Raw genomic sequence first — 17,689 nt, forward strand, 5'->3', positions numbered from 1 at the left:
GTCTTGCAGACCGGAAAAGCCCACGACTTTATTCCTTAGTGGCCACCCGGATGCACTGCATCGTTGAGGTACATGCAAGTCAGCACCGCAAAGACATAGGCCTGGAGGAAAGCGACGAGGAATTCGAGACCCGTGAGGGCAACGGTCATGATGAGCGGCAGGACCGCCCCGCCGATGCCCAGCGCGCCGAGGGTTCCGAGCGAGGCGACAAAGCCTGCGAACACCTTCAGCGTGATGTGGCCAGCCAGCATGTTCGCGAAGAGGCGAACCGACAGGCTGATCGGACGGGAAAGGAAGGAGATGATTTCGATGGAAACCACCAGCGGCAGAAGAATGCCGGGTACGCCAGAAGGCACGAACACATTGAGGAAGCCAAGGCCGTGCTTGTAAAAACCGTAAAACAGAACCGTCCCGATCACGAACAGCGCAAGCGCAAAGGTCACGACGATCTGACTGGTAATGGTGAAGAAGTAGGGAACCATGCCGAGCATGTTTGCCGTCAGGATGAACATGAACAGCGAAAACACCATCGGGAAGAATTTCATGCCTGACGAGCCGGCGCCTTCGCGCAGCATGGAGGCGATGAATTCATAGGAAATCTCGGAGACGGACTGCATGCGGCCCGGAACCAGGCTGCGCTTCGACGTCGTGAAATACAGGAAACCGGCAGCAACGGCGAGTGTCGCCACCATGAACAGCGATGCATTGGTGAAGGAGAAATCGATCCCGCCGATATGGATCGGAACGATCGTATTGACCACAAACTGGTGTACCGGATCTACCTTGTCGCCTGCCACAGCCGCTCTCTCTCGTTCTGGACCACCTGTCGGCGGCCACCTTCAATCTTTACGACGACCGCCGTCAGGCGCCATCGCGATCATTCTTGTCTCTGCCGACAGGGTCGGCGGGCTTGTCTCTGCCGACAGGGTCGGCGGGCTTGTCTCTGCCGACAGGGTCGGCGGGTCCGTTGCCACCGACGCGATCTGCGGGGTGTGGTGCTGCCACCATACCCGCGGCACGCATCACATTCAGCACGCCGGCACAAAAGCCAAGAAGAAGGAGAATGATCATCCCCCACGGCCCTGTACCCGCAAAATGGTCCAAAAGATAGCCCAGAAGTGCGCCAACGATGATGGCCGCAATGAATTCGCTCGAGAGCTTCACAGCGACCGCATAGCCTTTGCGGTTTTCAACCGCCCTGCTTTCGTCGGCAGCTTCGCGCGTGTCGGTCGCGCGCCGTGCAGCCAGTTCCGAATCGAGGCGCTTGCGTCTTTCTTCCAGACTTTCCTGCCGGTTATCCGTCATGTGGCCTCTCCGCTTTTGCCTGTCCGTACCGGCTTGAGGCCGGTATCCGGTCACACAAACGGCCAGAATGCCAGCCACGTTTCGGCCCGTTTGAAGTCGGCCGCAACATAGTTTTCAAGACCCGCATAGTCAAGGCATGCGAGACGCTTGTGCCTAGACATTATTATCGAAGAAATACATAGGCTTATCGGTGAAATTCGGGTGCCTTGGCGGAATCACCGGGACCAAACGACGCGGCGTCGCCGGCCAGACAGCAAAAAGCCCCGCAACGCGCGGGGCCGGGACTTGCCGTCGAAACGTCGGGGCTCAGCTCCAGCCGCCGCCATAAGTGCGGTAGAAGATGTGCTTGCCGATCTTGGTCAGGCGCTTCATCGTCGGGCCCCAGTCGGGGCGGACATAGGTGGCGTGGTAGTGCGTCGCGGAGCCGACCTCGGGGAACCAGATCTTGCCGGCCGTGACCGCCAGCGCCACTTCGCTGGCCGTCTGCCAGCTCGCCCGCGACCAGACGATGTCGGGGATACGGTCGCAGGCAAACGAAAACTGGCAACGATTGTACCAGCTCTTGTTCTGGTAGACGACGCCACAAATCGTGTTCGGATAGGTCGGATTGCGAACGCGGTTGAGAATGACCTGGGCCACCGCCGCCTGCCCCTTCACCGATTCGCCGCGCGATTCGAAATAGATACCGTCGGCGAGACACTTCTGCTCGGCCTGCGTAAAGACGCCGCCGGGCAGCGGGGTTGCCGCCCATGCGTGATCTTCGGCTGCGATCTCCGGAATGAAGCGGCCGCTGGCCGTATCCTTCTTCAGGATCGAATCAAATGGCGATTCGCGGGAATAGTCCGGCTCGGCAGGCGCGTAGGCCGTGGCGAGAATGTCGGCGGAACGATTGGTGACCAGGCTTGCCAGCATCGGCGAGACGCCGGCATCCTCGATCACGGCCTTTTTCTTGTAGAAGGCCGTGGCGATGGAGATTTCCTTGCCCCTGATCATCGTCCGACCGAAGACCATGCGCTCGTCATTATCGAAGCGCGGCTGCATCAGCGAACTGGTGCGCTGCAGGATCGAGCCTGCGGAAAAATCCTTTGGCGGCGTGACCGGGGCAACCGCGACGATGCGGCCCTTTTTCTGGCCGCGCGTGACGCGCTCCTCGTCGGTCAGCGGATCGGCCGACTTGGTTTCGGCCGTCAACGACACCTTTCCGCCACCGGGCAGGTCGAAGCCTGCGCCATCGCCCAACGCGCCTGTCGTGATCGGGTCGTTAAAGACCATCTCGACCTCGTGCAGGGAGCCGGCTGGCGACCGGGTCATATACATGCGCCAGCGCTCGCCGCCGCGGTTGATGCCGGCGATGAACGTTGCCAGATCGGCATGGGCCGAAACCGAAGGGAAGCCTATGAAGATGCCGATGCCCAGAAGCAGCGGCGTTGCCCATTTGCGAAGCGACAACGGCCGCGCGGGCGAAAACCGGGAAGCCCGGCCGAAATTTTTACTCTGACGCACCACTCTACCCCACGCACGCACACGACGCAGTTATCCGCCCGGCAAACAGGCCGGCACGCAATTTCCACGCGGATGTAAACAACAGAAGCCTGGCCGGGCCCTTGGCCGACGACACTCCGATCTAGGCCCGAGAATGAAGCATTAACCTTGATGCTTGGTTAACGTCCCATCCAGGCAATGGGGGGGCTTTCGGCGAATACCCCGATCGTCGGCATCGTCTCCCCTTCCCCCGTCGGATGTTGAAAGAGGAGGAGTGCGCCTCAGATGATGACGTGCGAGCCGAGTTCGACGACGCGGTTGGTGGGCAGGCGGAAATAGTCGGAGGGGTCGATGGCCGCATTGGCGAGCGCGATGAACAGGCGGTCCTGCCAGTGTGGCATTCCGGATTGCGCATCCGGGACCAGCTTGCGCCGGCCCAGATAGAAGGAGGTCGACATGATGTCGAACTTCAGGCCTGTCTTGCGAAACAGGCCCAGCGCCTGGGAGACATTCTGGGTCTCCATATAGCCGAAGTGCATCTCGATCAGGCTGAAACGCTCCGAGATCTGCCGCATGCGGACGCGCTCTTCCTTCGGCACAACAGGCGTATTGGCGGTGCGGATCGTCAGGATGAAGTTCTGCGCATGCAGCACGTGATTGTGCTTGATGTTGTGCAAAAGCGCGGCTGGCGTCGATTCCGGATCGCTGGTCAGGAAGATCGCCGTGCCCGGCACCTCCACCGGCGCATGCGCGCTCTTGCGTTCGATCGATTTCACGAAGGACGGCAGCGGGATATCGGTATGGCGTGTCTTGTCGTGCAGGATCTTGGTTCCGCGCCGCCATGTCCACATGATGACGACGATGGTGGCGGCAATCAGCACAGGCACATAACCGCCGTCATGGATCTTGAGCAGATTGGCCCCGAGAAACACTGTTTCCAGCAAAAACAGAGGCAATAGCAGGCCGACCGCCGCGTAGAGCGGCCATTTCCAGCGCCCACGAACGAATTCGAAGGCCAGCATGGTATCGACCAGCATCGCCCCCGTGACGGAGATGCCATAGGCCGTCGCCAGCGATTCGGACGAGCCGAAGACGAAGACGAGAACCATGACGCCGAACATCAGGAGCACGTTGACATTGGGCAGGTAGATCTGGCCCGTCTGGGTCTCGGATGTGTGGAAGATCGCCATGCGCGGCAGAAAACCGAGGTGGATGGCCTGGCGGGTAAGCGAAAAGGCGCCGGTGATGACGGCCTGGCTGGCGATGATCGTTGCTGCCGTTGCGAGGATGACGACCGGCAGCAGGGCCCACTCCGGAAACATCAGGTAGAAGGGATCGGACATGGCTTCCGGATGCTTCAGCACCATGGCCCCCTGCCCGAGATAGTTGAGCGCCAGCGACGGGAAAACCAGACAGATCCACGCCCACTGGATCGGCTTGCGGCCGAAATGCCCGAGGTCGGCGTAGAGCGCTTCCGCCCCCGTGACCGTCAGGAAGACCGCCCCCAGAACCACGATGCCGACAAAGCCGGCATGGTAGAGGAAATAGACGGCGTACCAGGGATTGAAGGCCGCAAGGATGCCGATGTCGTCGGAAATATGGCTGACGCCGGCAACGGCCAGAACGAGGAACCAGACGGCGGTGATCGGACCGAAGAATTTGGAGACGGCCGCGGTTCCTCGCGACTGCACGGCAAACAGCAGGACCAGGATGACCACCGAAATCGGCACGACATAGTCGCTCAGCGCCGGTGTCACGAGTTTCAGCCCCTCGACAGCCGACAGGACGGACAGGGCCGGGGCGATCATCGCATCGCCGATGAACAGGGCGGCGCCGGCAATGCCCATGAAGAACAGCCGGTTGGTGTGACCGCCGGCGAACTTCATCAGAAGCGCCAGAAGCGACAGCGTACCGCCTTCGCCGTCATTGTCGGCGCGCAGCAGGAACAGCACGTATTTCAGCGTGACGATGATCGTCAGCGTCCAGATCATCAGGGAAATCAGCCCGATGATCTCGAACCGCGACACACCGTCTTCCGCCACCGGACGCAGCGCCTCACGAAACGCATAGAGCGGGCTTGTGCCGATATCGCCATAGACGACACCGACGGAGCCGAGCGCCAGTCCGAGAAATTTGGTCAGTTCCTTTTTGCGGGAACCGTCCGTTTTTTCGACCGAATGCGACATTTGCTTAGAGCCAGCCTTTCCAGCGGAAGAAATAGAAGGGAACCAGGCCGGCCATCACCATGGCGACGATCGCCATCGGGTAGCCGTATGTCCATTGAAGCTCCGGCATGATGCGGAAGTTCATGCCGTACATCGAGGCAACCAGCGTTGGCGGCAGAAACACGACGGCGGCGATCGAAAAGATCTTGATGATCGCGTTCTGCTCGACATTGATCAGGCCCAGCGACGCATCGAGCAGGAAGGTGATGTTTCCCGAGATGAAGGACGCATGTTCCGAGAGTGACTGGATGTCGAGCGAGATGGTGCGGCAGAGATCGCGGACCTCGCGATCCTCCTGGACGCGGTGAATGGTGTAGAGAAACGTCATTGCCCGTGACAGGGAGGCCAGGCTGTCGCGCGTCTTGGCGACCAGCCGGTAATGGGCCGCGACATCAAGCAGGCGCTCCTCGAGAAATTGCGGCGGACGGCGCTTTCCCGGAATGCGGCCTTCGAAGACGGCCAGCGACAGAGCATCGATCTTCAGCACGGCATGTTCGAGGATTTCGGCCGTGCGGTCGATGATGGTCTCCATCAGGCGGGCGAGAAGCACCGCGCCCGTCGGGCAGCCGCCCTCGATGCGGTGCATGGCCGCCGTGAAGAGCACGAAGGATTTGGGTGCGCCGTAGCGGATCGTTACGAGGCGTTTGCCGGTGAGGACAAAGGCGACATCCGTCAGTTCCGGGCGGTCGCTTTCGGCCCGGTGCAGCAGCGAGGCGGTGATGAAGACGGATTCGTTTTCCGTATAAAGGCGGCTGGAAGGCTCGATGTCCTTCATATCCTCGCGCGTCGGGATCGCGATGCCGAGCAGTTCTTCGACAAGCATGTCCTCGCCCTTGTCAGGGCTCTCGAGATCGATCCAGACAATATCCTGCGCCAGCGATGCGGGGGGATCCTGGACGGTAATGACGACAGGCTCGCCGTTTGCGCGATAGGCAGTGATCATTCCGCACCCTTGATGGACAGGCGACCTGCCACCGTTCCGGTTCTGCCACGCCCGGCCGCAGGACATGCGGTCGGAAAAGAGACGACAGTCCGACCAGACGAAGACCGGCCGTCCATCACAAAAGCTGCAGCATGCAGGTCCCTATGCAGACGTCGGTCGGTCAATACACTTCCAAACTCGATCTTGACGCAGCGCCGGACTGGCAAAATGGGCCCGGCCGGCCCGCCTTCGCAGATGCGGGACGGCATATGGCGCAAGCGGCCATGAAAATCAATGGCGAAAGTAAGAGCGTGCCACAATGTCGCCCGATACGTTAACGCCGACCACTCCTTCTTCGTCAATAGATCCGGACGTTCCCCGTCAATAGAAATGCGTATCAAGCGGCGGTGCGTGCCGCGAAAGCCTATTCGAAAACGATATTGGGCATGCTGCGCGACGTATTGCCCTGAGCCTTGGCAACCTGCTCCCAGACCTTGGTCGCGATGTCGCGGTAGACGGCGGCCACAACGCCATCCGGATCGGAGACCACCACAGGCGTTCCGGCATCGGAGGTTTCGCGGATACCGATGGTCAGCGGCACTTCGCCGAGGAACGGCACGCCGATGCGCTCGGCTTCCTTGCGTGCTCCGCCATGACCGAAAATATCATAACGCGCGCCTGTGTCGGGCGCGATGAAATAGCTCATATTCTCGACGATGCCGAGTACGGGAACTTCGACCTTGCGGAACATGGCAAGGCCCTTGCGGGCATCGATCAGCGCCAGATCCTGCGGCGTCGACACAATGACCGCGCCAGCCAGCGGCACCTGCTGCGCCATGGTCAGCTGCGCATCACCCGTGCCCGGCGGCATATCGACCACCAGCACGTCGAGATCACCCCAGGCAACCTCGCGCAGCATCTGCAGAAGTGCAGACTGGATCATCGGCCCGCGCCAGATCATCGCGACCTCCTCATCGACAAGGAAGCCCATGGACATGACCTTCAGGCCGTAATTTTCCATCGGCCGGATCATCCGGCCCTCCAGCTGCTGCGGACGACCGGAAATCTTCAGGAGACGCGGCATCGACGGGCCGTAAATATCAGCATCGAGAATGCCGACCCTCAGGCCGTTGGCCTGCAGCGCCAAAGCGAGGTTGACCGAGGTCGTCGACTTGCCGACGCCACCCTTGCCGGAGGCGACCGCGATGATTGCGCCGACCCCGGGGATGCCGGCCTTCTGCTGCGCCGTCGGCGTTGGGCGGGGCGGCGCCGCGGCTGGGGGGGCCGCGTGCGAATGGCCCGCATGATTGTGGCCTGCGTGATCATGGCCAGCGTGACCGTGGGCAGCGTGATCGTGTGCTGCCGGCTGCGCTGGACGACTGACGGGAGCAGCGTTCGCCGAGCCCTTCTTGTCTGCCGTCAGCGCCACCATGGCCCCTTTGACACCGGGAATTTCCTTGACCACGCGTTCGGCTGCCGCCCGCAGCGGATCGAGTTCGCGGGCCCGCTCGGCCGGAACGGTGATCGAGAAATAGACCTTGCCATCGGAAATGAAGACATCGGAAACGAGGCCCATGTCGACGATATTGCCTTCCATGTCCGGCCCGCGCACGCCTTTGAGCTTGTCGAGAACCTGCGCGCTGCTTACTTCCGTCATCTCTTCATATCCCTCTGTGCATCGGCGCATACTCCAGACCTTGTCGTCCGGCCGGTGCATGCGCACAGTCATCGGCTGATGCCTAGATAATCGAGCCGGGCGGCTTCGCCAATGCGACATTGCGGAAAAAGACAGGGGGAGCAAAGAGAAAGGCTGCTTTCTGTCCGCTGATGTCCGTTCATCCGGGATCACCTGCGGCTGAAAGCAGCCTTTTTCGGGTCGCGACCTTCGAGGGCGCAGTCTTATGTGGTCCCCTCTGGACCTTAGCTATTACAAAGCAGGAAGCGTGCCAGATCGACGAATACGACAACTTTCCTTTTAAAACAGAGAGATGCCTGAAAACCGGTTGAGCGCCGACCTGAAAGGCGGCGCTCGTTTTTTAGGCATTCACCAGCGGATTGCAGGCAATCCGGTCAGAATTCGTCCCAGCCATCCTTCGACGCGATCGGCGTCGAGGATCCACCGCTCTTGAAGGCGCCGGCCAATTTCTGGCTGAGGGCGCGCGCCGGCGACTGCACGGCAGGCGTCAGGACCGAAGCCGGCTTCAACGCGGACTTTGCCCGCACCGGAGGCGCGGAATAGACCGGCGTCACGGGGCGGGAAACACCGGCGGCCGGCGCACGGTTGTCGCTACCGTTGCGGACCTGCTCAGACGCATTGCCAAGCCGGAAATTCGCCAGCAGACCGTTCAGTGCCGAGGCTTCCGCCGCCAGACTGTGGCTCGCTGCCGTCTGCTCCTCGACCATGGCGGCATTCTGCTGCGTGCCCTGGTCCATGACATTGACCGCACGATTGATGTCGTTCAGTCCGATGGACTGCTCGCGGGCTGCCTCGACGATCGAGATGACCCGGAGATTGATCTCGTCGACCTCGTGCACGATGACGTCGAGCGCCTTTCCGGCTTCCCCGACCAGCGCGACGCCGGTCTTCACCTGGTTGCCGGATTTCGAGATCAGCGCCTTGATTTCCTTGGCCGCGGTGGCCGAGCGCTGGGCAAGTTCGCGGACCTCCTGGGCAACGACGGCAAAGCCCTTGCCCGCGTCGCCGGCGCGCGCTGCTTCGACGCCAGCATTGAGCGCCAAAAGGTTCGTCTGGAAGGCGATTTCGTCGATCACGCCGATGATGTTGGAGATTTCCTGCGAGGAGCTTTCAATCTGGCCGACAGCTTCGATTGCATTGCGGACGACACCACTCGAGGTCTGGGCCCCAGCCCGCGCTTTGGCAACAAGCTGGTTTGCCTCTTCGGCCCGCAGGGTCGAATCCTTGACCGAGGCCGTGATTTCGTCGAGAGCCGCCGCCGTCTGTTCGACGGAGGCTGCCTGCTGTTCCGTGCGCTTGGCAAGATCATCGGCAGCCGAGCGGATCTCGGCAGAGCCGGCCTGAATGGCCTGGGCATTGATGCCGACGGATTGCAGCGCCTGCTGCAGCTTGCTCACCGAGGTGTTGAAGTCTTCCCGCAGCGCATCCAGCGTGCCGATGAACGGCGTCGAGAGGCGGAACGTCACATCGCCGTCGGCAAGACGCTGCAGGCCGGCGCCGAGTTCGCTGACCGCAAGGCGCATCTGGCGTTCGCTATCGGCCGCGTCGGCGACACGGCGCTGGCGCTCTTCCTCGCCCATCGTCCGGTTCTGCTCCGCCTCTGTTTCAAGCCGCTCTTTGGTGATCGCAGCATCGCGGAGAACGGCCAGCGAGCGGGCCATGTCGCCGATTTCATCCTTTCGGTCGACATCCGGGATAACGATGCCGGTATTGCCCCTGGCAATGTCCCCGGTTGCCCTGACGACACCTTCGACCCGCATGCGGAAACGGCGGGAGATCAGCACGCCGAGAAGCACCAGCAACGCCGAGGCGAGCCCGATGATGGCAACGGAAATCCAGGCCATATGGGTCAAATAGGCAAAGACCGTGGCCTGCGGGACGGAGACGACCGCGTACCAGGACGTATCGGCAAGCAACGGGACCGGCACCGCGATCGACAGGAAGCGCGTGCCATCCTTGACGACAGTCTCGATCGGCTGGCCGGGATTGGCGATCAGTTGCTGCCAGGCTTTAGCATCGACATCGCTGTCCTTGAGCGTTTTGCCGAGATTATCGGCATTGACGTGGCTGATGAAACTGCCGCCCTGCGAGATCAACGCGACATTGCCGTCGCCAAGCGGCTTCACAGCGGCCAGACCGGCGGTGAGATTATCGAGCGCGATGTCGATGCCGGTGACACCGAGTTGCTTGCCGCCCACAGTGACCGGGCCGACAAGTGTCGTCATCAGCACGTCCTTGCCGTCGACCTTGTATTTGTACGGCTCGATGACCACGGTCTTCTGCTGCGTGAACGGCAGCTGGTAAAAATCTCCCGGGCCGGGCGTGTCGTAATCGACCAGCGGCGTGACGATGATGTCGGCGCCGGAGCGCACCCAGTAGGGAACGTAGCGGCCGCTCGCGTCATGGTCCGGCTTGCCGGCGAATTCGGCATCCTTGCCGTCAAATGCATTCGGTTGCCAGCCGCTCCAGACGCCAAGCGCATCCGGGTTGTCTTCAAGGTTTTTGCGGAGCAAGGCGTCAGCCGCGCTGCGATCTGCCGTGCCGGAGATCTGCATGGCCGAAAACGTGCTCTGCAGGCCCTGGACGAGTTGCAGGCCCTTGGCCATCCGCGTCTCGATGTCGGCGGCGGTCATCTGGGCTTCGGCGGTCATTTCAGCGACGCTGCGGCGTTTGACTTCGGAATAGGAAATGGAGAACAGCGTTCCGGCCGTGACCACGGTGGCAAAAAGCCCTGTCGCCACAACGGCGAAAATATTGCGGGAGGTCGCGGTCTTGAACAGCATGGACGGTTCCTCAAAGAGCGCGCAGGCACCCTTGAGGTCCGGCGGCGAATGACTTCAACAGCAAGCGAAGGGGTATGACGCGCATCAACCGCGTGCCTGCCAGCCTTCCAATGAAATCATTTCACCGACGCCGAAACTGGAGCAAAATCCTTAATGTTCGTCTAAAGACCAAGGCTTTCAGGCCTGTCCCGATGACTGGTTGGGTTGCCTTCCAGAGATTTCCACCACGATCAGGTGATATAGCCTTTTTTCATCGCCTTCACCACGGCCTGTGTCCGGTTTACCGCATCCAGCTTCTTGGTCACGTGGTTCAGGTAGTGGTTCACGGTGTGCTCCGAGAGACCGATAATCCCGGCAATTTCCGAGCTGGTCTTGCCGGCCGCAGTCCAGCTCAGGCACTGGATCTCGCGCTCGGACAGGGTCGTCGCCGTATCCTTCCAGAAGGCTCCGATCTCGGTCAGGCGATTGTAGACGTGGATGGCAATCATCTGCAGTTCCATCGTCGCGCTCATCGGCATTTCGACCTCATCCCCCATCAGGATGACAGCAGCACGGCTGCCATCGGCATCGTGGACTGGAAAATAATTGGCCTGCAGGATGCCGTGGTCGCGCAACATCGCGATATAGTCGTTGGATTCGACCGGGCGGCTGCTCTCCTTGTCCCAGTCCGAAAGCGAGAGCTGGAAGGGCGTGGTCGTTTCCCGCAAGCGACGGATGCCGGTCGAATGCTTGAGAAGCGAGATGCTGTCATATTTGTTGATCAGCTCACCCGGCATGTTCGAGACGATCGACATGCTGGCGAGTTTATCGGTATCGAAACCAGGCACCGTGCAGATCATGAACGTCTTGAAGCCGAATGCCTGCGTCACTCTCTTCATGTAGCGGATGACGTCGAACTGCGTTTCCAGTGTCGAAATTTCGGAGGCGAAGTCCCCACCGCGGGGTTGCCCTGTATCCTTCGGCCCGATTGTCATTGCTTCCCGCATTCCAAAATCCCGTCTTCGGTGCCACTGCCGGATGCGATCTCCGGCACTATGCAGAGCCAGTCGCACGTCGTTACAGCGACCTCAACGGGCAGACATCCGGACGGACCGCTGCGTTTCGTCGCATTCCAATTGCCTTGCCTCATGCTTGAACTCATATCTGTCAGTTGATCAGACCGGCGCGAATCGCTTTTGCGACCGTTTGCACACGGTTGACCGAATCCAGTTTCCGGGTGGCCCGGTTCAAATAGTGATTGACCGTATATTCCGAGAGAGAAAGAATTTTTGCCATTTCGCTGGTCGTCTTTCCGGCTGCTGCCCAGAACAGACATTCCAGCTCGCGTTTCGAAAGCGGCGTATTGTTGCGGGCATAGTTCTTTGCCTTGAGCTCGCTCAGGCGATTGAAAAGTCCACCGGCGACAAACGTCAGTTCGTTCATTTCCTGGCACGAAACAAGTTCCCGATCTCCGCCGAATGCAACGGCACCGCATGTGCCCTTGGTATCGTGGACGGGGATGTAAATGCCGCGCTTCATGCCCATCCTGTCAAACAGGGAAAGGACCACGGCCCCCTTTCCGTCCGACCGTCGACGCGAATCGACGATGGCATCATAGGTAAAGGGAATGGTGCTGCGGCGCAGCCGGCTGATCACCGGGCTTCCCGCCATGAGATTGGCCTCGTCATACCCCTTCAGAAATTCGTGTGGCCAATTGGTCATCAGTGTTGATTCTTCGAGGCTGTTGCTGTCCCGGACGGGAACCGCGATGACGATGAAGCCTTTGAACCCATAGGCATGGGCCAGACCGTCCAGACCACACCGGACATCGGCTTCTTCAGTCATTTCCTCGGCGATCCGATGACCATCCGCTGGCGTAATGGCGCGGGCGGTCTGGTCGAAATCGAAAAGCCCATCCTCGTTCCGGCTTCTGACGGGCCGATCCGGTGTCTTAGAAACACTCAAGCGCCACATCTGAGCAACATTCCTTCATTAGAGCCACAATCAAACGTGTCCGGTGATGCATGCCGTGGCCAAGGCCGGCGAAGTCCTTTGTAATGATATATCAAGGCTACAGCTCTCGTTTCACCACGTCCAGTCGAAGAAACTAATTTACCGTAAAGTCCCGGGTTTGTGCCCGGGGTTCCACGGACCTCCAGACATACCTAGCGACCCGGCCCAAGCCGGACTTCAACGTCCCGCTCGATCGCGTGTGCTGCCTCTTTGACAACAACCGCCCAGATCTCCAGTTGTTCCATGGCGACGCGATAGGCAGGCCCCGTTACCGAAACCCCGGCAACAATGCCATGGCGCGGCGCATCGATGGGAGCGGCAACGCAGCGGATGCCGCTCTCATGCTCTTCACGGTCAAACGCGTATCCCACCCGGCGCACCATCAGGAGTTCCGCCATCAGTTCGGATGCGGAGCGATGCGTGGTCGGCGTATAGGAGTGGAACGAAAACTGTGCCATAAGGTCATCGAGACGCTTCTGTGGAAGGACCGACAAGGCCGCCTTGCCGACGCCGGTGCAATAGACCGGCGAGGCGTTGCCGATCTGCGAATTCATGCGGACCGCCTGCCGGCTTTCGACCTTGTCGAGATAGATGATTTCCTGACCATGCAGGATGCCGAGATGCACCGTCTCTCCCGTTCGCTCGTGCAGTGTCTTCAGATGCGGCTCGGCGACGGTCCGGAACTGGTTCTTTGCCCAGGCATTGGAGGCGAATTTCAACAGGCGCATGCCCGGTTCGTAACGCAGGTCTGGCGCCAGGTTCAGCAGGCCCTCCTCCACCAGATGCGACAGGTGCCGGTGCAGAGTGCCACGCGGCTGGCCACTCAGCGCGAGGATTTCGGTGAAGCGCAGCGGCGTCTGCGCAGTCGAGACAAGCTCCAGAACTGCGATCGCCTTGCCGAGCGTACCGGTGTCGTTCGCGGCCACGCGCCCGACATCGTCATCCCTATCGAATTCGCGTTTCGCCATGTAACTTTCGTCCTTCGATCTGTCGTCCGCTCCAGCGCTTGACAAGGTCGTCAGCCTAGACCGATAATTCCAGATAATCAAATCATGTTCCAATATTTGGAATCAATAAACAGATCAACTGCTTCTGCAGGGAGAAAATGTCCATGGCCATGCCGTCCGCCCGCTTCCCGGACTTGAAGGACCGCGCCGTACTGATCACCGGCGGCAGTTCCGGCATTGGTGCGGCGCTCGTTGAAGGCTTTCTCGCGCAAGGATCACGCGTCGCCTTCATCGATATCGATCGCACCGCCGGAGAGGCGCTGGTCGAACGGCTCGCGGACAATGACACCGGTGCGCCGGTCTTCATCAAAGCCGACCTGCGCGACATCGACGCCATGCGCCTTGCCGTTGAACAGGCCGTGGCGGCGATCGGACCGATCGGCGTCCTCATCAACAATGCCGCCCGCGACGATCGCAACCTGCTGGAGGAGGTCACGCCGGAGACATGGGACGAAAGCCAGGCCGTCAATCTGCGCCCGCATTTTTTCATGGCACAGGCGGTAGCACCCTCTATGCGATCTCTTGGCCATGGATCGATCATCAATTTCTCGTCGATCGCCTTCATGCTCAATGTGGGCGACCTTCCGGTCTATTCGGCGGCCAAGGCCGGCATTATCGGCCTGACGAAGTCGCTGGCCGGACATCTCGGTCCCGAAAATATCCGCGTCAACGCCGTGTTGCCGGGCATGGTGGTGACGCAGCGACAGAAGGACCTCTGGCTGACTGACGGGTCGATCAAGGCGATGATCGAGAAACAATGCCTGAAGCGCACGCTGCTGGCAGAGGATCTTGTCGGTCCCTGCCTCTACCTCGCGTCCGATTGCTCTCAAGGCATGACCGCACAAACAATGATCGTCGATGGAGGCGTTTTCTGATGGTGGCAACGATCGGGGCGGCACAGTATGTCGCCGTGGACTGGGGAACATCGAGCTTCCGGCTCTGGCTGATCGGCCGGGATGGCGCGGTGCTGGCCGAGCGCCGCAGTGGCGACGGCATGACCACAGCCGCCAAGACCGGGTTCGAAACGGTCCTGCAATCCCATCTTGACGCCATCTCCGCCCCCGCCGGCCTGCCGGTCATCGTCTGCGGCATGGCCGGCGCGCGACAGGGCTGGGTCGAGGCGGGCTATCTGGATACGCCGGCAGCGCTTGCCGACATCGTCCATGCCGCCGTGCCCGTGCCCGGTATCAACAGGGACGTGCGTATCCTGCCGGGCCTTGCCCAGCGCGACCCGGCGGCTGCCGACGTGCTGCGCGGCGAAGAGACCCAACTGCTCGGCGCCGGCGACATCCTGCTGTCGGGCGATCATCTTGTCTGCATGCCCGGGACCCACAGCAAGTGGGTTCGCGTCGCCCAAGGCGTTGTCACCGGCTTTTCCACCTTCATGACCGGTGAACTGTTCGATGCGATTTCCAAGCACACGATCCTCAGCCACACGGTGGGTGACGGCGGCAGCTTCGATGGCACGCATCCGGCCTTTGTCGCTGCGGTGAAACAGATCCGGGACAATCCGGCGCTTGCCACCAACCGTCTGTTTTCGGTGCGCGCCGGACAATTGCTGCATGCCCTGCCCGCGACCGACGGCAAGGCGCGGCTGTCCGGAACGTTGATCGGCCTCGAAATCGCCGGGGCGCTGAGCACGGTCGATGCCGGCGGCGGCCTCTGCCTGGTCGCTTCGGGACCGCTCGGCGCACTCTACAGGGCTGCCTTTGCCGCCTTCAACCTTGATCCCATTCTGATCGATGCCGATGACGCCGTGCGTCATGGACTGGCATCGGCCGCCCGCGCGCTCTGGCCGCAATGAAGAAAGTCGAAACCAGCATGACCCGTATTCCCTTCCCGACCATGAAATATCCGCTGATCGCCATTCTGCGCGGCTTGAAACCTTCCGAAACCGAAGCCTTGGTCGGCGCGTTGATCGAAGCCGGCTTTACGGCGATCGAGATCCCGCTGAATTCACCGGAGCCGTTCCGCTCGATCGAAATGGCCGTCAAAATGGCGCCGGCCGGCTGCCTGATCGGCGCCGGCACGGTGCTGACCACAGAGCAGGTCGAACAACTCGACGGCGTCGGCGGAAAACTGATGGTCAGCCCCAATGTCGAGCCGGCGGTCATTTCGCTGGCCGCAGCCAAGGGCATGATCACCATGCCCGGCGTCTTTACGCCGACGGAAGCGCTTGCAGCGGCAAAGGCCGGCGCAACGGGGCTGAAATTCTTCCCGGCCAGCGTGCTTGGTGCATCCGGCATCGCGGCCATCCGCACCGTGCTGCCGCCGGAACTGGAGATTGCTGCCGTCGGCGGCGTGTCGGAGACCAATTTTGCGGATTATGCCAAGATCGGCATCAAGAGCTTCGGCCTCGGCTCCAGCCTTTACAAGGCCGGCATGGACGCCTCTGAAGTGGCCACGCGTGCCCGGGTGACGCTTGCTGCCTATGACGCAGTTTATGGAGGCTGACATGACCACGACCATCCCGTTTAAAGGCACGACCCTTTGCGCCGCGCCGTCCGAACTGGGCGAAGGCCCGACCTATGATCCGACGACCGGCACCGTCTGGTGGTTCAACATCAAGGGCAAGGAATTGCATGAACTGCACCTGGAAAGCGGCCGCAAGCAGGTTCACCCGCTGCCCTTCCTCGGCAGCGTGCTCGCCGCCATCGATCCGGAGCGCCAGCTGATCGCGTCGGACCAGGGTCTTTTCATTCGCGAGATCGCGACCGGCAAACTCGAAGCCCACGCGACGCTCGATGAAGATGCCGGCATACGCTCGAATGATGGACGCATGCATGTTTCCGGAAGCCTCTGGGTCAGCACCATGGGGCGCAAGGCGGAAAATCAGGCCGGCGCGATCTATCACGTCGCGGCGGGCACGGTGACCCGGCTCTTCGGCAACCTCTCCATCCCCAACGGCATCTGCTTCTCACCGGACGGGAGAACAGGCTATTTCGTCGATTCCGCCGTCAACCATATCATGCAGGTTCCGCTCGATCCGAAAAGCGGCCTGCCCACGGGTGACGCGGTGCTGTTCAGCGACCAGAGCGGCGAAGCCGGCGCTGTCGATGGTTCGGTCTGCGATGCCGATGGCCTGATCTATAATGCTCGCTGGGGCGAGGGTGCGGTCGATGTCTATGCACCGGATGGCACGCGCCTGCGCCGCTACGCCGTGCCCGCGACACAAACGAGCTGCCCGGCCTTCATCGGCGCCCATGCCGACAGGCTGATGGTGACATCGGCATGGCAGGACATGGATGACAGCGCCCGTGCCGCCGATCCGCTGGCCGGCCAGACCTTTGATCTCGGCATTGCGGTCAAGGGCCGGTTCGAACCGGCCTATCGTTTGTAAAAGGCTGTAACTCCTCCGGTGAACCAACGCTGATGTCGTTTCCAGCGACATCCAGTTCACCGGCGAGGCCGCTTTTCGACGACAGCACGCAGATCAAAGCGCCAAAAAGTTCCAAAGTTTTTGATTGAGTTTTTTCGGAACCGATCCTGTTTACTCACGTTGTCTGGGCATCACCGGTGCAGCACCGAACCAAATATGACCGCTGCGCCCCGATCGAAGAACAATTTGAAAGGTAGTTTTGACATGACCAAGAAACTCGTAGCTTCCGTTGCCGCTGGTGCTCTTTTCGCAGGCATGACTGCTTTCGCGCCGATGACCTTCGCGCAGGAAACAACCCAGCCACAGACGCAGACCATGGAACCGGCCCAGGCCACGCCGGAACAGCCGGCTGATGCCACGACCACGATGGGCTCGGCGCAGACGACCCCGGCCGCAGGTTCCAATTACCTGACCATGCAGGGTCAGGACCAGATCTCGGCCAACACCTATATCGGCCAGTCGGTCTACAATTCCGCGGATGAAAGCATCGGCGAAATCAGCGACCTGATCTTCACCATGGACGGCTCGGTTGAAGCCGCTGTGATTGGCGTCGGTGGCTTCCTCGGCATAGGCGAAAAGAATGTCGCCGTTCCGCTCGACACCATCACGGTTACCGCTGTTCCGGACTCCGATGAGCTGAAGCTGACGACGGCTGAAACCGCCGACACGCTGAACGCAGCGCCGGAATTCAAGACCAAGGCGCAGCAGACTGCTGAAACCAATGCTGCCACTCCGGTTGATTCGTCGACGACATCGTCGACCGGTACGGCTCCGGCCACCGCCGTACAGCCGGCCCCGGTTGAGTAATCATCAAGTCAGCCATTCTGCGAGAGGGCGGTGCTTCGGCGCCGCCCTTTTTCGTTGTTTGATGAGAGGGCGCAAATCATGGCACGTCGCT

The 17,689-nt window shown here is 60.9% G+C and carries 14 protein-coding genes and 1 pseudogene; 5 read left to right on the plus strand and 10 right to left on the minus strand.

Annotated features, from left to right (window positions below):
• Window positions 1-35 precede the first annotated feature (35 nt).
• From AX760_RS02995 to AX760_RS03040, 10 genes and pseudogenes are all read right to left on the minus strand, one after another.
• On the minus strand, window positions 36-797 hold the full coding sequence (locus AX760_RS02995; protein ID WP_071831341.1) for a F0F1 ATP synthase subunit A: 762 nt from the start codon (window positions 795-797) through the stop codon (window positions 36-38).
• Between the two features lie 166 nt (window positions 798-963).
• A pseudogene (locus AX760_RS03000) lies at window positions 964-1,305 on the minus strand (AtpZ/AtpI family protein); the annotation flags it as partial.
• 306 nt (window positions 1,306-1,611) lie between these two features.
• Entirely contained in the window at window positions 1,612-2,811 is a 1,200-nt protein-coding gene (locus tag AX760_RS03005; protein WP_425348808.1) for a cell wall hydrolase, read from the minus strand.
• Window positions 2,812-3,068: 257 nt separating this feature from the next.
• Window positions 3,069-4,973, minus strand: coding sequence for a potassium transporter Kup (locus tag AX760_RS03010; protein ID WP_083531045.1), 1,905 nt, complete (start codon window positions 4,971-4,973; stop codon window positions 3,069-3,071).
• A 4-nt stretch (window positions 4,974-4,977) separates the two neighbouring features.
• Entirely contained in the window at window positions 4,978-5,955 is a 978-nt protein-coding gene (locus AX760_RS03015) for a magnesium transporter CorA family protein (RefSeq protein WP_071831342.1), read from the minus strand.
• Window positions 5,956-6,358: 403 nt separating this feature from the next.
• Window positions 6,359-7,591: an iron-sulfur cluster carrier protein ApbC gene (apbC, locus tag AX760_RS03020; protein ID WP_071831343.1), complete on the minus strand. Its 1,233-nt coding sequence runs from the start codon at window positions 7,589-7,591 to the stop codon at window positions 6,359-6,361.
• A gap of 413 nt (window positions 7,592-8,004) precedes the next feature.
• Window positions 8,005-10,413 carry a methyl-accepting chemotaxis protein gene (locus tag AX760_RS03025; protein ID WP_071831344.1) on the minus strand — a complete coding sequence of 803 codons (2,409 nt, stop codon included), beginning with the start codon at window positions 10,411-10,413 and terminating at the stop codon, window positions 8,005-8,007.
• Window positions 10,414-10,643: 230 nt separating this feature from the next.
• Window positions 10,644-11,399 carry a LuxR family transcriptional regulator gene (locus AX760_RS03030; RefSeq protein WP_071831345.1) on the minus strand — a complete coding sequence of 252 codons (756 nt, stop codon included), beginning with the start codon at window positions 11,397-11,399 and terminating at the stop codon, window positions 10,644-10,646.
• Window positions 11,400-11,559: 160 nt separating this feature from the next.
• Complete coding sequence (locus AX760_RS03035; protein ID WP_083531046.1) at window positions 11,560-12,366, minus strand: helix-turn-helix transcriptional regulator; 807 nt, start codon at window positions 12,364-12,366, stop codon at window positions 11,560-11,562.
• 191 nt (window positions 12,367-12,557) lie between these two features.
• Window positions 12,558-13,373, minus strand: a complete 816-nt coding sequence (locus AX760_RS03040) for an IclR family transcriptional regulator (RefSeq protein WP_071831346.1) — start codon at window positions 13,371-13,373, stop codon at window positions 12,558-12,560.
• 143 nt (window positions 13,374-13,516) lie between these two features.
• On the opposite strand from AX760_RS03040, the gene AX760_RS03045 reads away from it, so the two are divergent.
• The 5 genes from AX760_RS03045 to AX760_RS03065 all read left to right on the plus strand — a co-directional run bounded on the left by AX760_RS03045 (window position 13,517) and on the right by AX760_RS03065 (window position 17,598).
• Window positions 13,517-14,287, plus strand: a complete 771-nt coding sequence (locus tag AX760_RS03045; protein ID WP_071831347.1) for an SDR family NAD(P)-dependent oxidoreductase — start codon at window positions 13,517-13,519, stop codon at window positions 14,285-14,287.
• Entirely contained in the window at window positions 14,287-15,216 is a 930-nt protein-coding gene (locus tag AX760_RS03050; protein ID WP_071831348.1) for a 2-dehydro-3-deoxygalactonokinase, read from the plus strand. Before AX760_RS03045 ends, AX760_RS03050 begins: the two co-directional genes overlap by 1 nt.
• 17 nt (window positions 15,217-15,233) lie before the next feature.
• Window positions 15,234-15,866: a 2-dehydro-3-deoxy-6-phosphogalactonate aldolase gene (locus AX760_RS03055; RefSeq protein ID WP_071831482.1), complete on the plus strand. Its 633-nt coding sequence runs from the start codon at window positions 15,234-15,236 to the stop codon at window positions 15,864-15,866.
• Window position 15,867: 1 nt separating this feature from the next.
• On the plus strand, window positions 15,868-16,752 hold the full coding sequence (locus AX760_RS03060; RefSeq protein ID WP_071831349.1) for an SMP-30/gluconolactonase/LRE family protein: 885 nt from the start codon (window positions 15,868-15,870) through the stop codon (window positions 16,750-16,752).
• Between the two features lie 243 nt (window positions 16,753-16,995).
• Window positions 16,996-17,598 carry a PRC-barrel domain-containing protein gene (locus AX760_RS03065; protein ID WP_071831350.1) on the plus strand — a complete coding sequence of 201 codons (603 nt, stop codon included), beginning with the start codon at window positions 16,996-16,998 and terminating at the stop codon, window positions 17,596-17,598.
• Window positions 17,599-17,689 lie beyond the last annotated feature (91 nt).

Source organism: Pararhizobium antarcticum (assembly GCF_001885585.1).
GTDB lineage: Bacteria > Pseudomonadota > Alphaproteobacteria > Rhizobiales > Rhizobiaceae > Pararhizobium > Pararhizobium antarcticum.